Source organism: Blastopirellula sediminis (assembly GCF_020966755.1).
Taxonomy (GTDB): Bacteria; Planctomycetota; Planctomycetia; order Pirellulales; family Pirellulaceae; genus Blastopirellula; species Blastopirellula sediminis.
In genome coordinates this window covers 1,100,490-1,119,789 of the sequence record NZ_JAJKFT010000004.1, presented here as the reverse complement: position 1 = coordinate 1,119,789, position 19,300 = coordinate 1,100,490, and the positions used below count along the sequence as shown (strand labels likewise).

General features: G+C 59.5%; 16 protein-coding genes. 3 read left to right on the top strand and 13 right to left on the bottom strand.

Features of this window, described 5'->3' with window-relative positions:
* Position 1 precedes the first annotated feature (1 nt).
* The 13 genes from LOC68_RS08270 to LOC68_RS08210 form a co-directional block, all read right to left on the bottom strand.
* Complete coding sequence (locus LOC68_RS08270) at positions 2 to 955, bottom strand: dihydroorotate dehydrogenase (RefSeq protein WP_230217610.1); 954 nt, start codon at positions 953 to 955, stop codon at positions 2 to 4.
* Positions 956 to 1,118: 163 nt separating this feature from the next.
* The gene (locus LOC68_RS08265; protein WP_230217608.1) at positions 1,119 to 1,337 is read right to left on the bottom strand and encodes a hypothetical protein; all 219 of its coding nucleotides are present in this window, start codon (positions 1,335 to 1,337) and stop codon (positions 1,119 to 1,121) included.
* Between the two features lie 153 nt (positions 1,338 to 1,490).
* Complete coding sequence (locus LOC68_RS08260; protein ID WP_230217606.1) at positions 1,491 to 1,913, bottom strand: HU family DNA-binding protein; 423 nt, start codon at positions 1,911 to 1,913, stop codon at positions 1,491 to 1,493.
* Positions 1,914 to 2,295: 382 nt separating this feature from the next.
* Complete coding sequence (locus LOC68_RS08255; RefSeq protein WP_230217604.1) at positions 2,296 to 2,712, bottom strand: YkgJ family cysteine cluster protein; 417 nt, start codon at positions 2,710 to 2,712, stop codon at positions 2,296 to 2,298.
* Between the two features lie 55 nt (positions 2,713 to 2,767).
* A complete protein-coding gene (locus LOC68_RS08250; protein WP_230217602.1) occupies positions 2,768 to 3,940 on the bottom strand; it encodes a cysteine desulfurase in 1,173 nt (390 codons plus the stop codon).
* Between the two features lie 6 nt (positions 3,941 to 3,946).
* Positions 3,947 to 4,948: a GTP 3',8-cyclase MoaA gene (moaA, locus tag LOC68_RS08245; RefSeq protein ID WP_230217600.1), complete on the bottom strand. Its 1,002-nt coding sequence runs from the start codon at positions 4,946 to 4,948 to the stop codon at positions 3,947 to 3,949.
* Positions 4,945 to 5,376: a molybdenum cofactor biosynthesis protein MoaE gene (locus tag LOC68_RS08240; protein ID WP_230217598.1), complete on the bottom strand. Its 432-nt coding sequence runs from the start codon at positions 5,374 to 5,376 to the stop codon at positions 4,945 to 4,947. The genes moaA and LOC68_RS08240 overlap by 4 nt, the downstream gene beginning before the upstream one ends.
* Positions 5,377 to 5,418: 42 nt before the next feature.
* Positions 5,419 to 5,664 (bottom strand): MoaD/ThiS family protein, encoded by a 246-nt coding sequence (locus LOC68_RS08235; protein ID WP_230217596.1) that lies wholly within the window; start codon positions 5,662 to 5,664, stop codon positions 5,419 to 5,421.
* Positions 5,661 to 8,621: an FAD-binding and (Fe-S)-binding domain-containing protein gene (locus LOC68_RS08230; protein ID WP_230217594.1), complete on the bottom strand. Its 2,961-nt coding sequence runs from the start codon at positions 8,619 to 8,621 to the stop codon at positions 5,661 to 5,663. The genes LOC68_RS08235 and LOC68_RS08230 overlap by 4 nt, the downstream gene beginning before the upstream one ends.
* A 17-nt stretch (positions 8,622 to 8,638) precedes the next feature.
* Positions 8,639 to 8,872, bottom strand: a complete 234-nt coding sequence (locus LOC68_RS08225) for a hypothetical protein (RefSeq protein WP_230217592.1) — start codon at positions 8,870 to 8,872, stop codon at positions 8,639 to 8,641.
* A gap of 198 nt (positions 8,873 to 9,070) precedes the next feature.
* Positions 9,071 to 9,730, bottom strand: coding sequence for an LON peptidase substrate-binding domain-containing protein (locus LOC68_RS08220; protein ID WP_230217590.1), 660 nt, complete (start codon positions 9,728 to 9,730; stop codon positions 9,071 to 9,073).
* 277 nt (positions 9,731 to 10,007) lie between these two features.
* Positions 10,008 to 13,505: a PVC-type heme-binding CxxCH protein gene (locus LOC68_RS08215; protein ID WP_230217589.1), complete on the bottom strand. Its 3,498-nt coding sequence runs from the start codon at positions 13,503 to 13,505 to the stop codon at positions 10,008 to 10,010.
* Between the two features lie 71 nt (positions 13,506 to 13,576).
* Positions 13,577 to 14,800 carry an SHD1 domain-containing protein gene (locus LOC68_RS08210; protein ID WP_230217587.1) on the bottom strand — a complete coding sequence of 408 codons (1,224 nt, stop codon included), beginning with the start codon at positions 14,798 to 14,800 and terminating at the stop codon, positions 13,577 to 13,579.
* A gap of 272 nt (positions 14,801 to 15,072) precedes the next feature.
* On the opposite strand from LOC68_RS08210, the gene LOC68_RS08205 reads away from it, so the two are divergent.
* Genes LOC68_RS08205 through LOC68_RS08195 form a run of 3 tightly spaced genes read left to right on the top strand, consistent with a single transcriptional unit; the run spans position 15,073 to position 19,299 of the window.
* Positions 15,073 to 16,026: an AAA family ATPase gene (locus tag LOC68_RS08205; RefSeq protein ID WP_230218470.1), complete on the top strand. Its 954-nt coding sequence runs from the start codon at positions 15,073 to 15,075 to the stop codon at positions 16,024 to 16,026.
* The gene (locus LOC68_RS08200; RefSeq protein ID WP_230217585.1) at positions 16,026 to 17,339 is read left to right on the top strand and encodes a DUF58 domain-containing protein; all 1,314 of its coding nucleotides are present in this window, start codon (positions 16,026 to 16,028) and stop codon (positions 17,337 to 17,339) included. The genes LOC68_RS08205 and LOC68_RS08200 overlap by 1 nt, the downstream gene beginning before the upstream one ends.
* A 16-nt stretch (positions 17,340 to 17,355) precedes the next feature.
* Positions 17,356 to 19,299: a DUF4129 domain-containing protein gene (locus LOC68_RS08195; RefSeq protein WP_230217583.1), complete on the top strand. Its 1,944-nt coding sequence runs from the start codon at positions 17,356 to 17,358 to the stop codon at positions 19,297 to 19,299.
* Position 19,300: the final 1 nt, after the last annotated feature.

Genomic DNA, 19,300 nt, shown 5'->3' with positions numbered 1-19,300 from the left:
GTTACGCGACCGGCGAGCCGACCACGTTTGGCGCCGGCTGCGGCGCGGTCTGGATCGTGCCGATGATCTCTTGGACCGACGAAGCGCCAATCTCGGCGAGCGCCCCAGGCAACTGATCGAGTATTCTGGTCGACACCGTCGGATCGTTGAAGTTCGCCGTGCCGATCTGCACCGCGGTAGCGCCGGCGACCAGGAACTCCATCACGTCGTCGATCGTGCCGATCCCGCCGATGCCGATGACCGGGATCTTCACCCGCTGGGCGATCTGATAGACGCAGCGGAGCGCAACCGGCTTGATCGCTGGACCGCTCAGACCGCCCATGATGTTGCCGAGCAGCGGCTTGCGACGTCGCCAATCGACCGCCATGCCGAGCAGCGTGTTGATCGCCGAGATGCCGTCGGCGCCCCCGTCTTCGGCCGCTGCGGCGACGTCGGCGATGCGCGCGACGTTGGGGGTCAGCTTCGCGAGAAGCGGCTTGGTGCAATGCTGGCGAACGCCGGCGATCAATTCGCGGCAGCTTTCGGGACAGATGCCGAAGTCGACCCCGCCGCTGACGTTGGGGCAGGAGATGTTCAGTTCGATCGCGGCGACTTCGTCATACTGCGACAAGCGAGCCGCCATCTGGGCGAACTCTTCCGAGGTGCGACCGGCGATGCTGACGATGGCCGGCGAACCGAGCGAGCCGAGATAGGGCAAATGATGGGCGATGAACGCGTCGATGCCGTCGTTATCGAGCCCGATCGAATTCAAGAGACCAGCGGTCGTTTCGATCGTTCGCCAAGGAGCGTTCCCCGGCCGTGGAGCTTGGGTGATGGTCTTCGGAACGATGCCGCCGAGCCGGCCGACATCGACCATGCCGGCCATTTCACGCGCGTATCCGAAGGTGCCGGAAGCGACCAGAATCGGGTTTGCCAGTCGCAGAGAACCAATTTCGACCGACAAGCTGGCAGGCATGGGCAGAGACATCAACAGACCAAGGGGATACGGATCAAACGACGAGCGTTCATCCTATCCCCTGGGGCGTTTAGCGACAATGCGGCGCCATAGCGCGCGGCTCCCCTGTCGGGAGACGCGCTCACGCTTTGCTACGCATATCCGCAAGCCGCGTATTCACGACTTAGATGATGCCGCCGTGGGTACGGTAAGGCTTCATGTGGCTCGGCTGATCGAGGAACCAGATGCGTTCCCATTCGTCGAGCACGGTGCGCAGATCTTCCGACGTGTAGAGCAATTGGTTGGTACGACGCGCGGGGTCGGCCGAGTAAATCGGCACGAAGCAACCGACGTTCGCCATCAAAGTGACGCCCAACAGGGCGCTCAGGATCAACTTGCGCATTGCATTCCTCCATGAAGCAGTGGCTCCGCAGGACTCCAAATCGTCCTACGGTTCCGACAAGCGTGATTTGTTTTGCGCAGCCGCGACTCCAATCACGGCAAACGCTTATACAGATAGATCTTAGAACGCGTCAACGTAGGACGCGCCGATTGATCAATGGTCGAAATCGCCTTGCGGGGGGGCGAATGTATTGGTTGGGGGTTCAGGAGACTGGTTAGAGGGGCTCGGTGAGCCGCCCATCATATCCAGGTTACCCGAGGCCATCGCTTCGGCCTCTTCGCGGCGACGTTCCGCTTCTTCCATTTGGCGGACGCGTTCTTCCATCTCCTTACCAGGCTTGAAGGTTACGACGAATTTCGACGGAACATAAACCTTCTCGCCGGTACGCGGGTTTCGCGCTTTGCGAGCCGCACGCTTTTTGACTTCAAAGACGCCAAAATTTCGCAACTCGATTCGACCATCTTCCACCAAGGTATCAACGATGGCATTGAACGTCTTTTGGACGATTTCCTTGGTTTTCAGCTGGGTGAGACCAATTTCTTCTGAAATCGTCTTCACTATCTCTTTCTTGGTCACGACGCGGCTCCTGATCGAGTTTTGCGGGCCAACCAAACGACCCCAACGTCGCTCCAAGTGTAGGTGTCATAAGCACTAGAGTCAAGATCAATCACGACTTAGGCGAATTCTCTCGCCTAGATCGTCACGTCACAACACGAAAAATCGTTCGCGTTTGGGACGTGGGAAAATCTTAGTAAGTTTCGATTGTCAAAGAGCTTACGAGCCAAGTGATGACTCGGGGCGGACCTGCAAAGCCGTAAGTCCTTACGGGAAAACAAGTAACACCACCGGGACAGTCGTCACGCACTTTGTTCGCCTGCGACTGCTGGTAGCACCCACTAGACGTTATCGGCGATACAACCGTCAATCTTGAACTCTTCGGCCCGATTCGGGGAATTGCTTAAATCCGAATCTGACTTCGACGCTCTTCGATCTCTTCCAACTGGTAGAGGGGCCCCTTCCCACTTCCGGGGCAAATTTCGCAGGTCGCTTGCCAATCTTCTTCGCTCCGGATGTTGGAATCCCAGAAGGGCCAGGTTCGACACTGCCGCGGCCGCGCTGAGTAGACGGTGCAGCCGCGCGACTTCGTATCAAAGAAGACGCACTCGCCGCCGGCGTACTCACGCAAACTTTTGCGTAAGCCCACCTTCCGTACGTACGTCGTTTCAAATTGATCGACCGGAAGCTCGACGCTCGCCGCAAGTTGAGCGATTTCGTCGTCATTGACCCAGACATAGCCAGGAGCGCCAGTGCAGCAATCGCCGCACTGCGAGCACTCAAAACGCAATCCGTCGCGATACCAAGGAGAGTTCGACATCAGATCCCTTTTCAATCTGGCTATTGCAAAGCCGCTGGCTAGCGGCGGCGACTGGCTAGTGGTGAACGAGCGTGCTGAGCGCTGATAGCACTTTCTCAATCTCAGCCGCCGTCGTAAAGGCGCCTACGCTAAATCGGACCGCGCCGCCTCGATCGCTGGTCCCCAGTTGCTGGTGCATCAGCGGCGAGCAATGGAGCCCGGCTCGCACCTGAATATGGTGCGCCGAGTCGAGAAAACTCGCGAGCTCATGCGGGTCAAAGCCAGGAACGTTCAGACTGACTACGCCAACGCGGCTCGCCGCGGAGAGAGGCCCGTATACTTCGATTTGCGGCATTCCCGCTAAACCTTCGAGCAGATGGGCCGTTCGTTCGCGTATCTGTCGCTCGACGGCAGAGACCGTCTTATCCCGCAGGAACTCCACTGCCGCTTGCAGTCCCAAGATCGCCGTGACGTTGGGATTGCCGCTCTCGTACTTGTCCGGCAGCGTGTCAGGCTGCTGCGGACTTTGACTGAGCGTGCCGGTTCCTCCTTGGCGGAAACTCTCGGTCTCTTCTTCGGCGCCAGGCGCCAGATAGAGGACGCCGACGCCGAGCGGACCGAGCAGGCCCTTGTGGCCAGAGCAAGCGTAAAAGTCGACGCCGCTATCATCCATGCGAACCGGGATGTGCCCGGCCGCTTGCGCGCCGTCGACCAACACGCGGATGCCGCGGCGATGAGCCATTTCGGTGATCTCTTCGATCGGCTGGATCGCGCCGGTGACGTTCGACGCATGACTGATCGTGATCAAACGGGTCCTGTGGGTCAGCGCCTCTTCAATCGACTGCGGCGTGACGATTCCCTGTTCATCAGCGGCGACATGGCGAACTTCGATCCCACGATGCGACTCCAGATAGTTGAGCGGACGAAGCACCGAGTTATGTTCAAGCGTTGTGGCGACGACATGATCCCCTTCGCGCAGGAAACCATGCATGACGGTATTGAGCGAGTCGGTGCCGTTGAAGGTGAAGATGACCCGATCCGCTTCGCGCACGCCAAGCAAGTAAGCGAGTTGCCGCCGCGTTTCGGTCACCGCACGTTCGACGACCGCCGCTTCATGGTAGCCGCTACGTCCAGCCGGAGCGCCAATCTTTTCCAAGTGCCGGCGCATCGCGTCGACCACGCCGGGAGGCTTGGGCCAACTTGTCGCAGCGTTATCCAGATAGATTCGCTGCTGCCCCTCTACGTTCATGCTGCGTCACCCTCCGATTTGATACATCGCCCGCTCGGTCGGGGCGAACTGTTGATCATCGCTACCGTGCCCAAGTTTCTTTGCGCTGGTGCAATCGCGGAAAACTTCCGCGATCGCCATGTCGGTCGCTCCTTGCCTGAGCGGTGATCGAACGTCCCATTCTTCGGTCGAGAAGAGACAGTTTCGCAGCTGCCCTTCCGCCGTGATTCGTAACCGGTTGCAGGCGCCGCAAAACGGCGCCGTCACCGAATTGATAAAGCCGACTCGCGCCGGCGAGTCGGAGTAAACGAAGTCGACCGCCGGTTGGCTGAGGTCGTCCCGCGGCGCCGGCGAAAGCGTCGCCACGTCGCGGGAAACAATCTCCCGCACTTCCGCGCCGCTCAGCACCTGGGTTTCGCCCCAGTTGCGATCGGCGTCGAGCGGCATGAACTCGATAAACCGGAGTTCTAAATCTTGTTCGCGGGAAAAACGCGCGAGCGGGACAATTTCGCTCTCGGTCAGCCCCCGGATCGAAACGGCGTTCAGCCGGATACCGCGGAATCCAACTTCCTGCGCCGCGGCGATTCCCTGCAACACGCGTTCGACGCCCTGACGCCGCGTAATCCGCTGAAAGACTTCTTCCGAAAGGCTGTCGAGGCTCACGTTCAACCGCCGAAGTCCCGCGGCATGCAGCGCGGCGGCTTGATCGGCCAGTAGCAAGCCGTTGGTGGTCAGCGCCAGATCTTCAACGCCAGGGATCGCAGCGAGCCGCCGGATCAGTTCGTGCAGTTGATGGCGCACCAACGGTTCGCCGCCGGTAAGACGAAACTTGCGTACGCCGAGCGAGACGGCGATCTTCGCGACGCGCTCGATCTCTTCAAACGTCAGCAGCTCTTCTCGCGGCTTGAACTGCACGTTCTCCAGCGGCATGCAATAAAAGCAGCGAATGTTGCAGCGATCGGTGACGCTGACTCGCAAACTGGTATGGACGCGGCCGAAACGATCGACCAGCGGCGCTGGTTTCGTCATGACGCGTCTCCTGTCGGCAAGCCGGGATGAACCCACTCGGTGCTGCCGTCGCTCCAGTTCTCCCGCTTCCAGATCGGGACTTCTTCTTTGAGCGTGTCGATCAGCCATTTGGCGGCCAGAAACGAAGCATCCCGGTGAGGCGAACTGACCGCTACCACGACGCTCGCTTCCCCTATTTCCAAATGCCCCAGCCGATGCGTGATCGCGCACTTTTCGATTGGCCAGCGCTCTTTCGCCGTTTGCTCCAGCTCTTGCAGCTTGGCCAGCGCCATTTCGGCGTACGCTTCGTAGTCGAGAGAATCGGTCTGTCGCCCGTGCGTCAACTCGCGGGTAACGCCGCTAAACGTGACGATAGCGCCAGCCGTCGGCGTGGCGACCAGGTCGTACATCGCCTGAAGATCGATCGTTTCGTGCGTTAGGCTCGCCACGGGTACGTCATCTCTCACTAACAAGTGCGAATTCGACTTGCATTAGCCGCCGCTGACCGGCGGAATGCAAGCGATCTCGTCTTCGGCCGCTACGCGAGTTGCAGCGGTCGCATAATTCTGATTAACGGCGAAATTCAAAAACCGCGAGTACGGCTCGAGCTTCGGCCACTTGGCGATCATCGCGGCGCGAACTTCGGCGATATCGGCCGATTCGGAAACTTCCAGTTCGACCTTTTCATCCCCGGCGATGTCCCGCACCGCGGCGAACAATTTGACGCAAACTCTCACGAAATCGTCAGTTCATGCGGCGCCCGGGCGACCAATTGGTCGAGCCCCGGCCCTAATCCATAGGAAGCGGCCAGTAATTTGAGGGGATGTACCGTCGATTTCGCCGTCCCCTGCTCCATCTGCATTTTACACGCGCTGCATTCCGAAGATCCGATTTGAATTTGCGGATCCCGCAGCGACGAAATCATATCCCAACCCGCCCGCAAACTGCTGCGAAAGTTCTTTTTCGACAGCCCGAAGGCGCCCGCCATGCCGGAGCATCCCTTTTCAATTAAACGCAACTGCAGTCCTGGCACCAGCTTTAAAAGCCGAACGCCGGCAGATTCCTGGTAGAGTGCACGAATATGGCAAGGCGTATGATAGCCGACCGACACATGGAGCGGCCGGAAGTCCAAGTTCAGCTCGCCGCTTTGATGCAGCCCCCAGATGTAGTGGCACGCCTCGGTTGTTCCGTTGGCGACCAGGTCGGCCTCTTCGCTGCCGAGCAGCTGCCGATATTCATGCTTGAGGCACATCACGGCCGAAGGTTCGGTCGCGACGATCTCGTAGCCTTGGCGGACCGCCTCGGCCAGCAGCCGCAAGTTCTGCTGCGCCAGTTTCTGCGCCGGTGGAATGGCGCCCAGCGCGATCGCCGGCATGCCGGATGGCATTTGCGCAAGATGCACGTAAACGGCGACGCCGTTATGCTCCAGGATCGACACGAGCGATTCGGCCAGCTGCGGATCAAACAAGTTGGCGTACATATCGACGAAGTAGAATACCTTCCGCCCGCTTCGCCGCGTCGGACGACTAAGTCGCCGCCGCTGCGCCAGTCGCAAGAAGGATCGCCGCGCAAAGAGGGGCAACTTGCGACCTTGCGCGATGCCGAAGATTTTCTCCATCAGCCACCGCGCACCCCGATTGCGAATCGCCCAGTTGGCCAGCGGTCGGAAGAAATGCCCCCACGCCGCCCAGCGATCAATCTTCGCCAAGACTGAGTCGCTGAAGGAGAGACCATTCGTCTCGTAGTACTGCGCTTTGACTTCGGTGACGATCTTTGGGATGTCGACGGTCGCCGGACATTCGATGCGGCACTGATGACAGTGGACGCAAAGATCAACGATCTTGCGGAACGGTTCGGTCGCCATCTCTTCCGGCGCGATCTGTCCCGTCAGTACGCCGCGCAACAGGTTCGCTTTCGCTCGCGGCGACGCTTCTTCTTTCGGTTCAAAGCGGAAGATCGGGCACATCCGCGCATCGGCGCCGCTAGTTCGACATCGCGCGCAGCCGTTACACGCGCGAACGGCGGCGCCCATCTCTTCCGGCGACCAGGCCAACGTCAGCTCTTCGTCCCGCACGCCGCGACGAACCGGTTGCGTCTCGCCGTTTTCGCTCGGCGTAAACGAGGGCAACGGACGAATCAGCGATTCCAACGGATGCGGCGTGACGACAATCTTCTTGTCCGGATTCAAGATGCCGACCGGATCAAACAATCGCTTGATCTCTTGAAACACCGCGTAAAGCGGCCCGTATTGTCGTTCGAGGTACGGCGTGCGACTGTAGCCGTCGCCGTTTTGTCCGCTGATTGTCCCTTTGATCGCGAACGCCTCGTCATACAGCTCCGACGCAACCCGCTGCATTCGCGCCACATCTTCCGAATCGGCCAGATTCAAAAGAGGACGAATATGAAGTTGTCCTTGTCCGGCATGCGCGAACAACGACGCGGTGACGTGATGCTTCTTCAAAACGTTCTGCACCGTCGTCAAAAACTCCGGCAGCTTCTGCGGCGGAACCGCCAAGTCTTCCAAGTAAGGAAGCGGCCGAGTCGTTCCTTTCAGGCGATAGAGAATCGGCGCTATGCGTCGCGCCAATTCCCAATACATGCCGACTTCTTCCGGCGACGTGGTGACGATCGCATGGAAGGCCCAACGGCGACGACGGCGAATTCGATCGACCGTTTGATTCAAGCGATCCTGCACTTCGCTGGTCGAATCGCCCGGCATCTCGACCAGCAGCATCGCTTCCGCTTCGGTCGGCATCAGATTGAAATAGCGGCGATCGGTTTCCCGCGCGATCGCCATCACGCGGCGATCGAGCAGATCGCACGCCGAGGCGCCGAGCGCCGGGATCTCCAGCGCCGCCTTCGCCGCTAAGTCCAGCTTCTCAAAAAAGAGGAGGACCAAACCGCGATGTTTGACGCGGGGCGAAACGCGGAGCTTCGCTTCGGTAATCAAACCCAGCGTACCTTCGGAGCCGACCAGCAACTTGGAAACGTCGAGCATCCCGTTTTCGAGTACGCCGTCGAGCTGATACCCGGCGCAATTGACCGCCGTAGCCGGCCGATGCTTTTCGATCAGCGCCTTGTTGCGCTGCAAGATGTCGACCAGCCCAGCGCAGATGCGCGTTTTGTTCGAGTCTCCCTGCAGCGCCTCTTCGACCGGCTCGGCGCCAAATTGCACCAGGTCGCCGTTGGCCAAAATCACCTGCAGGCTTTCGACATGGTCACGAGCCGAACCATGCAGCAGCCAGTGACTGCCGCTGGCGTCGACCGACAACACGCCTCCCATGGTCGCAATCGCGCGGTTCGCCGGATCGGGGCCGAAGATCTGATTGATCTCGGCGAGCTGGCGATTGAGCTGGGCTAGAACAACCCCCGGCTGCACGCGAACAGTTTGCTCACCATACTCGACCACGCGCCGCAGAGCATGAGCAAAGTCGATCACAATGCCGCTGCCGAGCGATTCGCCGGCCAAACCGCTACCGGCGCCACGGGCATGGACCGGGATCTTGTTTTCGTTCGCGTAGCGGACGCATGCGATCACTTCCTGCGCGCGACGCGGCCGGACCACCGCCAGCGGCTTGATCTCAAAGATGCTGGCGTCGGTCGAGTACATCTGCAGCGATAGATCGTCGCAGAGGACTTCGCAGTCGATGACGCCGCGCAGGTCAGCTCGGATTCGTTCCCGTTCCGGATCCATGAATCTCCAAAAACCGCTTAAGCGCCTGCCGCTTGTTGACGGCGACGTTCGTACGCTTCCCCATCCAACGGATCATTGGCAGGAAATCCGGGAACGTTCCGATATTCTGCGCCGCAGCGATAACCGATCCGCTGATTGCCGACGACCAAAAACAAGAGCATGTCCAACAAGGCCGAACCGAACGAAATGACTTGACGGTAGTACCAGGTCACGCCGAAGGGTCCGCAGTCGATCACCCAGGGCCGGCCCAATATCGACGTAACCTCTCTATATCATAAGGGATAGGGCAAGCCCTGGGATAGTAGCTGCGTGGGGAGATCCCCAAAGAAGACGCAGATCGGGACTGCGCAAAGTCTACCGGTTACGCGTCGGCGAGGCGGGAATTCAAGCGTTTGCCACGTCAACGGCGCCGAAGAAACATCCAAAACGTATGGCTTTCGACCGCAGCCTCAATTGGCGCTGGCCCGCAACGGAAACGTGGGACGGCCGAGCGATTGCGGGTCGGCGGCCGATTGCGAGAGCCAGCTGATCAGCTGTTCGCCGCGTCGAATCGCGTTGGTCTCGGCCAGCAGCTGCTGTTTCATCAGCAGCGGCCACGGCAGTGCGTAGGCGACGGCGTCGCTCAATACGTCAAGCGACGGATTCGCCCCCAGCGAAGGCTGTTCAAACATTTGGGCAAATTCAGTCTTGGCGAGCGTCCTCTTCAACCGCAAGGCGACTTCGCCAGCGGCGTTGGTGCCGTTGGTAGCGGCGCCTGGCAGGTCTTCTACAACCGCCATCCGATAAGCGCCCGGCGAGTCGATCTCGTGCAAGATTTTCGCCCGCTTGCTCCCTCGCAACAGAATATTGGAGGTGCCGTCATCATGCGTCTGACAAGCGACGATTTCGCCGATGCACACGATGTCGTACAGCGCCGGGCTCTCTTCGTATTGTTGTTGCCAGCCTGGTTTGAGCAGGGCCATCGCGATCCGGCCGTCATCCCCCTTCGCTCTCTCCAGCAACTCGCGATACCGCGGCTCAAAGATGTAGAGCGGCTGCAGCACGCCTGGGAATAGCACCAGGTTAGGAAGCGGAAAGAGTCGAATTGGATAAGCGGACGCCGAAGACATATCGCAGAAAACCGCACAAACCGATCGTAATTGAACTGATACCAGTTTAGTCGGCAATATGCGAATTTCGCTCGCTGATTGTCGAAGAATGCCGTATTTCAGGAATCTTCTCGGAGCCGGTCACCCCGAACAGGGTACGCCGCTCTCCTAGCGATCTTCGTATAAAGATTCGCTGGAAATCCGCCGCAAAAAAAGTTAGCCAATCTCTACCGGATTGCGCGAATCATAATACGCCGAATCGTTCCTCGAATGAACTTTCTGGCGCCGAAAGAAAGACCTACTCTTCCTTCTTCACTTCGCTGCGTTGCGAACTCAAAAACGAGGCCAAGTCGTAGAACTCGCTCTCGCTTAGCGCGTCGGCGACGTTTTCCGGCATCAGCGAGAGTCGACTCGCGCGACGCTCTTCGACGTCGTCGGCCGCAATCGTTCGGGCGTTGCCGCGCTGATCGACGATCGTCAAGGACTCGTCGTTTTCGTTACGAACCAGCCCCGTGATCACTTCGCCGCTAACCAAACGCAAGATCGACGTCCGAAACGCTTGATCGACATTGCGATTCGGCAACAGCACGTCTTCCAGGACGCGCTCGGCGCCACGGTTTCCGATTCCATCGAGTTGCGGACCGACGATCGCTCCTTCGCCGGCCACTTGATGACACGCGGCGCAATGCTTCTTGAACATCGCCGCGCCCTTCGTGACGTCGCCAGGGGTTTGCTTGAATTGAGCGATACGCTGAGCGAGCATTTCGATCCGAGCCGAATCGGCGGCGCCGGCGGCATCGCTCTGTTTCTCGACCATCTTTCGCAGCGCGTCATCCGCATGCAGCAGCAGTTTTTCTCGCAGCGCCGCATCCGCGAGCAGCGCGGTCGGCAGTTTTCCTTCGTCGATCAGCTGCGTGAGAATGCGAGCCCCGACGACAGTCGAAGCCAATTCGTCCGCTAGTTTTCGGCTGCCGGCGAAATCAAAATAGTTGGCCGATTGGCGATAGACTTCCTGCGGGTCAGCCTCTTTGGCATCGCAGGCGATCTCGACAACCAGGTCATCGATCCGCTGCGGCCAGAGGCCTGTGCCCAATCGTTCCGCCAGCGGACGATAGATCGCCGCATCACCGCGGCGGGTTAATTCGATTGCGAGCGGCCGGCGCAGCTGCGGCTCTGCCGTTCTTTGCAACAAACGAACGGTGGCCGTTTGATCCCCTTTTTCTCCCAGCGCTGCGGCCAGTTGGACGAAGGCGGCTTGCGCAACGAAACGCTCGGCCGGCGAAACTTGCGGCAACGAAATCGTCTCGGTCGGTAAATCGCCGATGGCGATCCATGCATAGGCGTTGCCATGGTCCTGATCGACCACTTCCAGTCGTCCTTGCTCTCCGGCGTAGTCGCTCAAGTCCCACTCGACGCGGGTCGCGACGTCGGTTCGCGGGGCGTCGACTTTCGCGACCACGTCGCCGTTCGCCAAACGAAGCTGGACGAAGTTTTCACCCTGGGCCGGCGTATTTGGAAATCGGTTATGTCCTGCGACCCGAAACGTCAACTTCGCCGGCAATGTGAACTCGGGACTGATCAGGCGACTCGTGCGTTTCTCGCCGCCGGGAAGACTCGAGAGCATCCGATGCGTCTGGCCCGCTTCATCTTTTCGCGGCTCAAAGTTCCATGTCGGCGCGGCGTCGGGATCGGCGATGTTTTCATACTGCCACGCGGCCGAATTCTCGTCGATTTCCGCTTCCATCCCGCCGAGCAAACGATTCGCGGCGGCTGCCAACCCTGCCGCTAACTGACCACGCGCGGCGGCGCCTTGGGCCAGCGGCAGCAACACGCGCAGCTGCGTGGCGAGATCGGACGGCAAGTCGCTCGTCACCACTTCTCCCAACTTCGTGATCGACTCTGGCGACGAATACTGCGCCGCATTTTCTAACGCCTGCTTGGCGAGCTCCCCTTCCCCACGCAGCGTCGGCCAGTGGGTCAGCAGGAACTCGGCGCCTTGCGGCGAACGAGCGGCGATGGCGATTTCAGCCAGCATCAGCGTTTCGGCTTTGTCAAAGTCGGCGGCGATCAGTTGCGGCGCCGTCGCCGGATCGCGGAAGTGCTCGCGGAGCGCAATCCGCGCGGTCATCACCAGGTGATTGTCATCATGATGCGTCAGTTGCCACAGCCGGATCAGCGGGCGAACGTTTTCCAACTGGGGATGCATGCCGAGGGCATCGGCCGCAGCCCGAGCGACAAATGCGTCTTCGTCTTTTGTTCCGGCGATTGCGAGGGTGCGCGTTTCGTCGTTCCAAGCGGCGTTCGGCAATTCGCTCAGAATTCGCATCGCGTGAATGCGGACTAACTTGTCTGGATCGCCGGCCAGTTGCTGAAGATCGCTGGCGCGGATATCGCCGATGCGAGCCAGACACCATGCGGCATGCGCTCGCGTCGTTGGCGAAGCGGACTTTAGCGCTGCACGCAGCTGCTCCGTCGCCGCAGCGCCGTACCGATCGACGATTTCGTGCGTCGCCAGCAGCCGAGTCGTCAGGTTCACGTCCGCCAGGGAATTGATCAACGTTGCTACGTCAGCAGTCGCCAGGTTCGGCGTCTTCTGATGCGGGCGATCGGCGCCATCTCCATCGTAGGTGATACGCCAGATGCGGCCGCGTTCGCGATCACGACCAGGATGTTCGAGCGGCACTTCGTAGTGCCCGATGATCTTGTTGTAAAAGTCGGCGACGTAGAGTGCGCCATCGGGTCCAAGCTGGACGTCGACCGGGCGGAACCAGGGATCGGTCGTGCTGACGAAGTCGTCGCACGCGACAGCCAGGATCGTTGAGCCATGGTATTCAGCCCGATTGCGATTGACCCGGCTGGTCATCACGTTGCCGGAGAAAAAGTCCTCGCGGTATTCGGCCGGAAAACGATTGTCGTCATAACGAACGACGCCGGCGATCGCGGTCGAGCCATGCAGGTGACTCATCATCGGCGGTACGAAGCCAAGCCCATCGTCAGGGCGGCCAAAGCTGGGATAAAACCCGCCGCGGAGCAGTTGATAGATCGGCTTACTGTGGCAATCGGCGGTGAACAAATTCCCTTGCGGATCGGTCGTCATCCCGAACGGATTGACCTGGCCGTGCGTGAAATGCTCGACCCGCTCGCCATCGAGTCGCATCCGATAGGTATTGCCAGAGGTCATCTCGATTTGATGTCCATCTTTACCGGCGACGCGCGTCACGTTGCTGAAGCCATGGCAGGCATAGAGCCAACCGTCGAAACCGCGACGAAACGAGTTGTTCATCCCGTGCGTGTCGCGCTCGTATCCCATCGGACCGTAAAGGACGGTGCGCTGGTCGGCGACGTCATCGCCGTCGAGATCCTGGAGCAGGTAAATATTCGGGATGCTGTAGACGATGCAGCCGCCGGCGAAAGGGTAAAGGCCGATCGGGATATTCAGCCCATCGGCGAACTGCGTGATCTTGTCAGCGCGGCCGTCGCCGTCGGTATCTTCGAGGATTTTGATCGCGTCGCGTGCCGGCTTGTCGAGCGGCGCGGGATAAGGATACTCGCGCGTCTCGGTGACCCAGAGTCGCCCCCGCGCGTCGAACGCCATGTTCAACGGCTTGGCGATCTGCGGTTCGGCGGCGAAGAGTTCAACGCGAAATCCGCTGGGCGCCGTAAAGGTCGCCCGTTCCTCTTCCGCCGTCAGCGGATCGGTTGGGCGAACATTGCTTTGAAATGGATCTTCCGCGCATGCGCAGGCGGAAATGAAAAGAAGCCACGCTCCAAGCGTGGGGGCGTGAAGTTTGGGCATGGGGGGTGGGGCTGGATGTGCCCGCGCGTCATCACAACCCGATGACGCGCGGCTATTGAGGAGGTGTTAACTTAGCTGCTCATCGCTCCCTTGATCGCAGCGCCGACGAGCGACAACAGGAGGAAGCCGCCAATTTTGATCGACGTGCAGAAATGGCAGAACGACGGCTTTTCGACCGTATCGAACTGCGTACCGCACGTCTTGCATTGCCAGACCATTTGGTTCTGGAGATTCGGCGTTGGAATCGTAGGAGTGCTGATCGGCGGCTGATTCGCGATCGGGTTGTTCGGGAACGACGGAGGTCGAATCGACGGGGGCGCCGTGTTGTTCTGCGGCGGAGCGGCGCTCGAACTGCCGCTGTTGTTCGCCCAGGGATTGTAGCTCGGCGAGCTCGACGACGAAGACGACATGCCCGAGTTCGACGAACTGGACGCAACCTGCGGCGGCGCAGAATTGGCAGAATTGTTCGCCAGCTTCGAGTTCGCGAAGTTTTCGTTGTATTCACGAATACGACGATCGAGATCAGACTCGTTCGGATTGATCGGCGACGAAGAATTCGAGGAAATTCCGCTCGGGCCGGTCATGCCCGGCGGACGCGAAAATCCAGGCGGGTTCGACATCCCATTCGGGCCAAACTGGTTGGGAAAGTTCGACATTCCCGACGGATTCCCAGCGATCGCGCCATTGGCGCCGACCGACGGGCTATAGCTCTTCACGACGACCGGCGGAACGTCGTCTTCCTGGCCGAGCGCTGTCAACTGCGTTCGGAGGTAGTCCTGGTCGGCATCGCACAACTTGTAGAAGTCGACGTTGTGCCCCTTGTTCCCTTGCAACAGAATCACGTTGCCGTCATGGATGCGGACGAACTTGGCCTGAATCTGATTGCCGTCTTCGTCGGTCCATTTGCGAGACCGGCTTAGTTCACGACGAGCGTCGGCTTCCGACACGTCGCTCTTCGATTCGCTGGCCTTGTCACCGGCCGTGTCGCTGCCGACGCTCGAAGCGTAATCGGCCGGCATTTCCGCGTCATCCGCGGCCGAATTCGTCCCTTCCGCTTGATCGCGCAGGACCGCCAGACGACGTTTGTCGGCCTCACTAAACTTGGCGAACAGGACCTCGATCTCTGCGCCGGTATCATTCCGGCGAAGATGAACCGTGTTCCCTTCGATTTTGATGAATTCAGCGTCGACCGAACGTCCTTCGGCGTCGACCCAAATGCGAGCTTGCGCGTAGTTTGTAAGCCCAGAAACGATCAACGTCGCTAGCAAAAACGTGATCTTCATGCGCCCTGACATGATATAAGCCCCTGCATAACAAATATGAAAAGGTATGGCTTGCCTCTCCTCCCTCTTCAGCGGTAGTCCGAATTCTAATCCTTTGATCGGCGGGTGGTCAAGAACAATCAAATTTGACTGTCGAAATCGTCCAAATTTTCACATCGGATTTCCCAAAATTCTCCTTTTCGATTTCACGCGTTATGCAAGCGTCATTTCGCTTTTCCGGGCATAATGAGAGTTCCTCCTCCTGCCATTAATTCGCTTGCAAACCTTATCTCGTGAATTCGCCCATGGACGTCGCTTCGATCGCCAAAAAAATCATCGCCAATTCGGAACGGGTCATCATGGGAAAGCGACAGCAAATCGTCTTCTCGCTCGTCTCCTGGTTGGCCGAAGGGCACGTCCTGATGGAAGACGTACCAGGCGTCGCGAAGACGATGCTAGCCCGCACGTTGGCCAAGAGCGTCGGCTGCACGTTGAAGCGCGTGCAGTGCACGCCCGACTTGTTGCCGACCGACGTTACCGGCGCATCAATCTTCAATCAGAAGACGAGCGAGTTTCAATTTCGTCCGGGACCGATCTTCGCCAACATCGTGCTCGCCGACGAAATCAACCGAACCACGCCGCGTACGCAAGCGGCGCTGCTAGAAGCGATGGCCGAGTCGCGCGTCACGGTTGATGGAACGACGCACACGCTCAATCCGCCCTTTCTGGTCATCGCCACTCAGAACCCGATCGATCACGAAGGGACCTTTCCCCTTCCCGAAGCGCAGCTCGACCGCTTTCTGATGAAGTTCAGTCTTGGCTATCCCAGCATGGACGACGAGATGAAAATGCTCGGCGCGCTCGAAAGCGGCAACCCGTTGGATGCGATCGGCCCGGTCGTTTCGGCCGAAGAACTGGTCGCCTGCCAGAAAGCGGTTCGCACGATTCACATTGACGACAAAGTTCGCCGTTACATTCTCGAAATCGTCCATCAGTCGCGTAAGCACGAACATTTGGCGCTCGGCGGCAGTCCCCGCGCATCGATCGCCCTGTTCCGCGCTTCGCAAGCGCTGGCGGCGATTTTGGGACGCAAGTTCGTTTCGCCCGACGATGTGAAACGGATCCTGGCGCCGGTGATGACGCATCGCATGATTCTGAAGCCGGAGAGTCGGCTCCGCAAAATCACCGCCGCCGAAGTGCTCGACGACATCGTCAGCGCGGTACCGGCGCCGGTTCTTGATATGGAGGCCCGAGTGTAGTGCGCTGGTTTGTCGGCGCCATCCTGATTCTGATCATCTCGTCCCTATTCGGACTGAGCCTGCTCGTCTATTCGATGTACGCCCTGCTGGCGGTGATGATCGCCAGTCGGCTGCTGACTCGCTATTGGTCGCGGCACTTGTCGATCACCCGGTCGGTCAATCGCTTGGAAGTGGAAGAAGGGGACGCGATCGCGGTGAACGTGACGGTCACTAACACCGGGGCGCTGCCGATTCCCTGGCTGCTGGTCGAAGATACGCTTCCCCGCCGCGCGACGCTGCATCGCCCTCCGGCCCTGGAGACGAGCGGCGATCGGATCACGCTCGCTTCGCTCGGCCCACGGAAGTCAAAGTCGTTTTACTACCAACTCCGCTGCAATCGGCGCGGTTATTTTCCGATCGGCCCAGCGATGCTCGAGACCGGCGACTTGTTCGGGCTCTATCGGCTGTTTCGCGTCCTGGCGCCGCCTGATTACCTGCAAGTGCTGCCGAAAGTAATTCCGCTCGACGGGTTCGACATCGCGTCGCGACGTCCGATGGGGGAAATCAAGATGACCCATCGGTTGTTTGAAGATCCGACTCGGATCGCCGGGGTCCGCGCCTATCAGGCCGGCGATCCGATCAACCGGGTCAATTGGTCCGCCACCGCACGGACCGGCGTGCTTCATAGCAAGGTCTATGAACCGTCGAGCATCGCCGGCGCGACGATCGTCCTCGACTTCCACAAAGATAGCTTCGCACCGCAGCACGAGCCGATCCGCTCCGAAATGGCGATCTCGCTGGCGGTCGCGATCGCCGGCGCGGTGCAAGAGACCGGCCAGCAAGTTGGCCTGGTTACCAACGCTCGCGACGCCGCCGAGCGAATCAAGCGCGAAACGCTGGTCACCGAAGTGAAAAGTCGGGCGGAAGCCCGCTCGGTCGCCAACGTCGAAAAAAACAACGACCATCTCGTGCCGCAGTTGGTCCAAACGCGCCGCGGCAACGAGCAGATGGCGCTGATTCGCAAGATGCTGGCCCGGGCCGAAATGACCGACGGCCTGACGATGTCGCAACTGATCACCGAGACGGTCAGTCGCATTCCCCGCGACGCGACGGTCATCGCCGTCTTGACCGAGACGACGGTCGAAACGGCGTTGGCGCTCGGCAATCTCCGCCGCGCCGGATACACCGTCACCGCCATCATCAACATTTTTGACGAATACGAATTCGCCCAAGCGGCTGGTAAACTGCTGGCGGAGGGAATTCGTTGTCGCCAATTGAACAACCTGGAAAACATCAGCACCATCTGCCAGGAACAAGCGTTCTCGTGGTTCTAGCAACTTGGCGAAAGTAATGGGCAAACGACAAACTGAACTCGACTACGCGGTCATCGCCATTAATCCGGCGCTGATCATGCTATTGGTCGGCAGTTTGGTGCTGTTTCTGCTCGAGTTGTTCTACCGCGGACCGTATATGGGCCGCATGCAGTTCATCATGGGAGACTTCGTCTTCGCCTGCGTGTTGCTGTCGCGATTGACGATCGAAGAAGGATTTGAAAAGTCAGGGCGGCTCGGCGGGATCTTCGCATTCGTAATGCTGCTGGCCCTGTGGAGATTTGTCCCCGACGCCGTCTGGCTCGGCCTGATTCTGCTGGTCGTGATCTGGTGGTGCGCCAACCGATTGACCTTCGACTGCACGCTGGTCGACGACTCCCGCGACACGTCGCAAAAAGGGTTGATGCAGTGGATCGGGGCCGATTTTGACAGCCTCGGCAGCGAACCAGAAAAAACGCCGCCGCAAACTCAGGTCGCAGCCGACGAAGAGCCGGAGAAAAAGCGGAGTTGGCTCTGGGATGTGCTCGATCCGACTTCCACCCGATTCGCCCCTGGCGTCTGGATCATTTATTTCTCGATGGCGGCGCTGCCGCTGTTTGGTCTCGGTCAGGCGTTCGAACCAAGCGGTGATGCGAGTCTCCGCTGGCGGCTGTTTCTTTACCTTTTCACGTACGTCGCCTCGGCCCTCGGCTTGTTGATGTCGACCAGCTTTCTCAGTCTGCGTCGCTACCTGGGCAAGCGGAACTTGGAGATGCCGACGTCGATGGTCGGCATCTGGCTCGGCACCGGCGCCGTATTGATCGCCGTCGTGATGCTGGTCACCGCGATCCTGCCGCGGCCGCATGCCGAATATGAAGTCGCCAAGATCCCGAGCGTCGGTGAGATGCTCAAGCGGGCCGCTTCCAACTACGCCGTCGGCAAAGATGGGACGCAAGACGATGAGAAACAGGGGACGACCGAGTCGAACGATCAGCAGCAAGCCGGCAAAGAGCAAAAAGAAGCAGGCGACGGCGATCAAGGCGAAAAGAGCGAGACCCAAACAAAATCAGGAGACGGCGACAAACAATCTTCTTCCGGCAAGAAATCGGATCAAGGGAAAAGCGGCGACGACAAGTCGCAGAAGAGTCAGAACCAGGGAGATCAGAAGAACGACTCTTCCTCCCAAAAGAGCGATTCTCAAAGCGCGCAGCAGCAATCCGATCAGAAGTCGGAGCAGAAATCCGATTCTGGTAAGTCGCAACAACAGTCGCAGTCCGATGGGGAGAAATCGGACACGCAAAAATCGGATGGCGAGCAGTCGAACGACAACAACAAGTCGGAACAACAACCAAACGAGAACAAGTCGTCCGAAAACCAATCGTCGCAGAACAACGCGGCGAAACCTCCCAGCGAAGCGCCGAAGCCGCCGCAACCGTCCAGTCCACCGTTCAACTTGATGAGCCTCGTCGGTTCGCTCGGTTATCTGGTCAAACTGATCATCTACGGAGCGGTAGCGCTCGCGGCGCTCTATTTCGCTTGGAAGTTCCGTGCCCAGATCGCCGAGAGTTGGGCGAAGTTTGTCGACGATATGCGGAAGCTGTGGGACTATCTCTTCGGCCGCCGCACGCAGCCTGTTCTGGCGACAGCCGAAGCGGCTCCGGTCGCCAAAACCCCTCTCTTTCCTGCTTTCGCGTCTCCATTTGCTCCGGGGGCGAAGAAGCGATCGCCGGAACAACTTGTTCGTTACACGTTCCAGGCGCTGGAGGCCTGGGGCGCCGACAAGGGGGTCCCTCGCGACAGCGATCAAACGGTGGAGGAATTCGCGCGGCGCTTGGCCAGTGAGTTCTCCAACACCGAAATTGGCCCCTTGGCCCGGGAACTGGCCCGGCAATATGACGAAGTCGCCTATGGCTCGGGGAAAGCGCCTCGCGAGGCGACCGAGTGCGCCCAGCGACTCTGGCGAAACCTGCAATCGGCCTATTGAG

Coding starts and splice junctions, on each gene's coding strand:
- LOC68_RS08270 (WP_230217610.1), bottom strand. CDS start 955: ATGCCTGCCAGCTTGTCGGTCGAAATTGGTTCTCTGCGACTGGCAAAC.
- LOC68_RS08265 (WP_230217608.1), bottom strand. CDS start 1,337: ATGCGCAAGTTGATCCTGAGCGCCCTGTTGGGCGTCACTTTGATGGCG.
- LOC68_RS08255 (WP_230217604.1), bottom strand. CDS start 2,712: ATGTCGAACTCTCCTTGGTATCGCGACGGATTGCGTTTTGAGTGCTCG.
- LOC68_RS08250 (WP_230217602.1), bottom strand. CDS start 3,940: ATGAACGTAGAGGGGCAGCAGCGAATCTATCTGGATAACGCTGCGACA.
- moaA (WP_230217600.1), bottom strand. CDS start 4,948: ATGACGAAACCAGCGCCGCTGGTCGATCGTTTCGGCCGCGTCCATACC.
- LOC68_RS08230 (WP_230217594.1), bottom strand. CDS start 8,621: ATGGATCCGGAACGGGAACGAATCCGAGCTGACCTGCGCGGCGTCATC.
- LOC68_RS08220 (WP_230217590.1), bottom strand. CDS start 9,730: ATGTCTTCGGCGTCCGCTTATCCAATTCGACTCTTTCCGCTTCCTAAC.
- LOC68_RS08215 (WP_230217589.1), bottom strand. CDS start 13,505: ATGCCCAAACTTCACGCCCCCACGCTTGGAGCGTGGCTTCTTTTCATT.
- LOC68_RS08210 (WP_230217587.1), bottom strand. CDS start 14,800: ATGTCAGGGCGCATGAAGATCACGTTTTTGCTAGCGACGTTGATCGTT.
- LOC68_RS08205 (WP_230218470.1), top strand. CDS start 15,073: ATGGACGTCGCTTCGATCGCCAAAAAAATCATCGCCAATTCGGAACGG.
- LOC68_RS08195 (WP_230217583.1), top strand. CDS start 17,356: ATGGGCAAACGACAAACTGAACTCGACTACGCGGTCATCGCCATTAAT.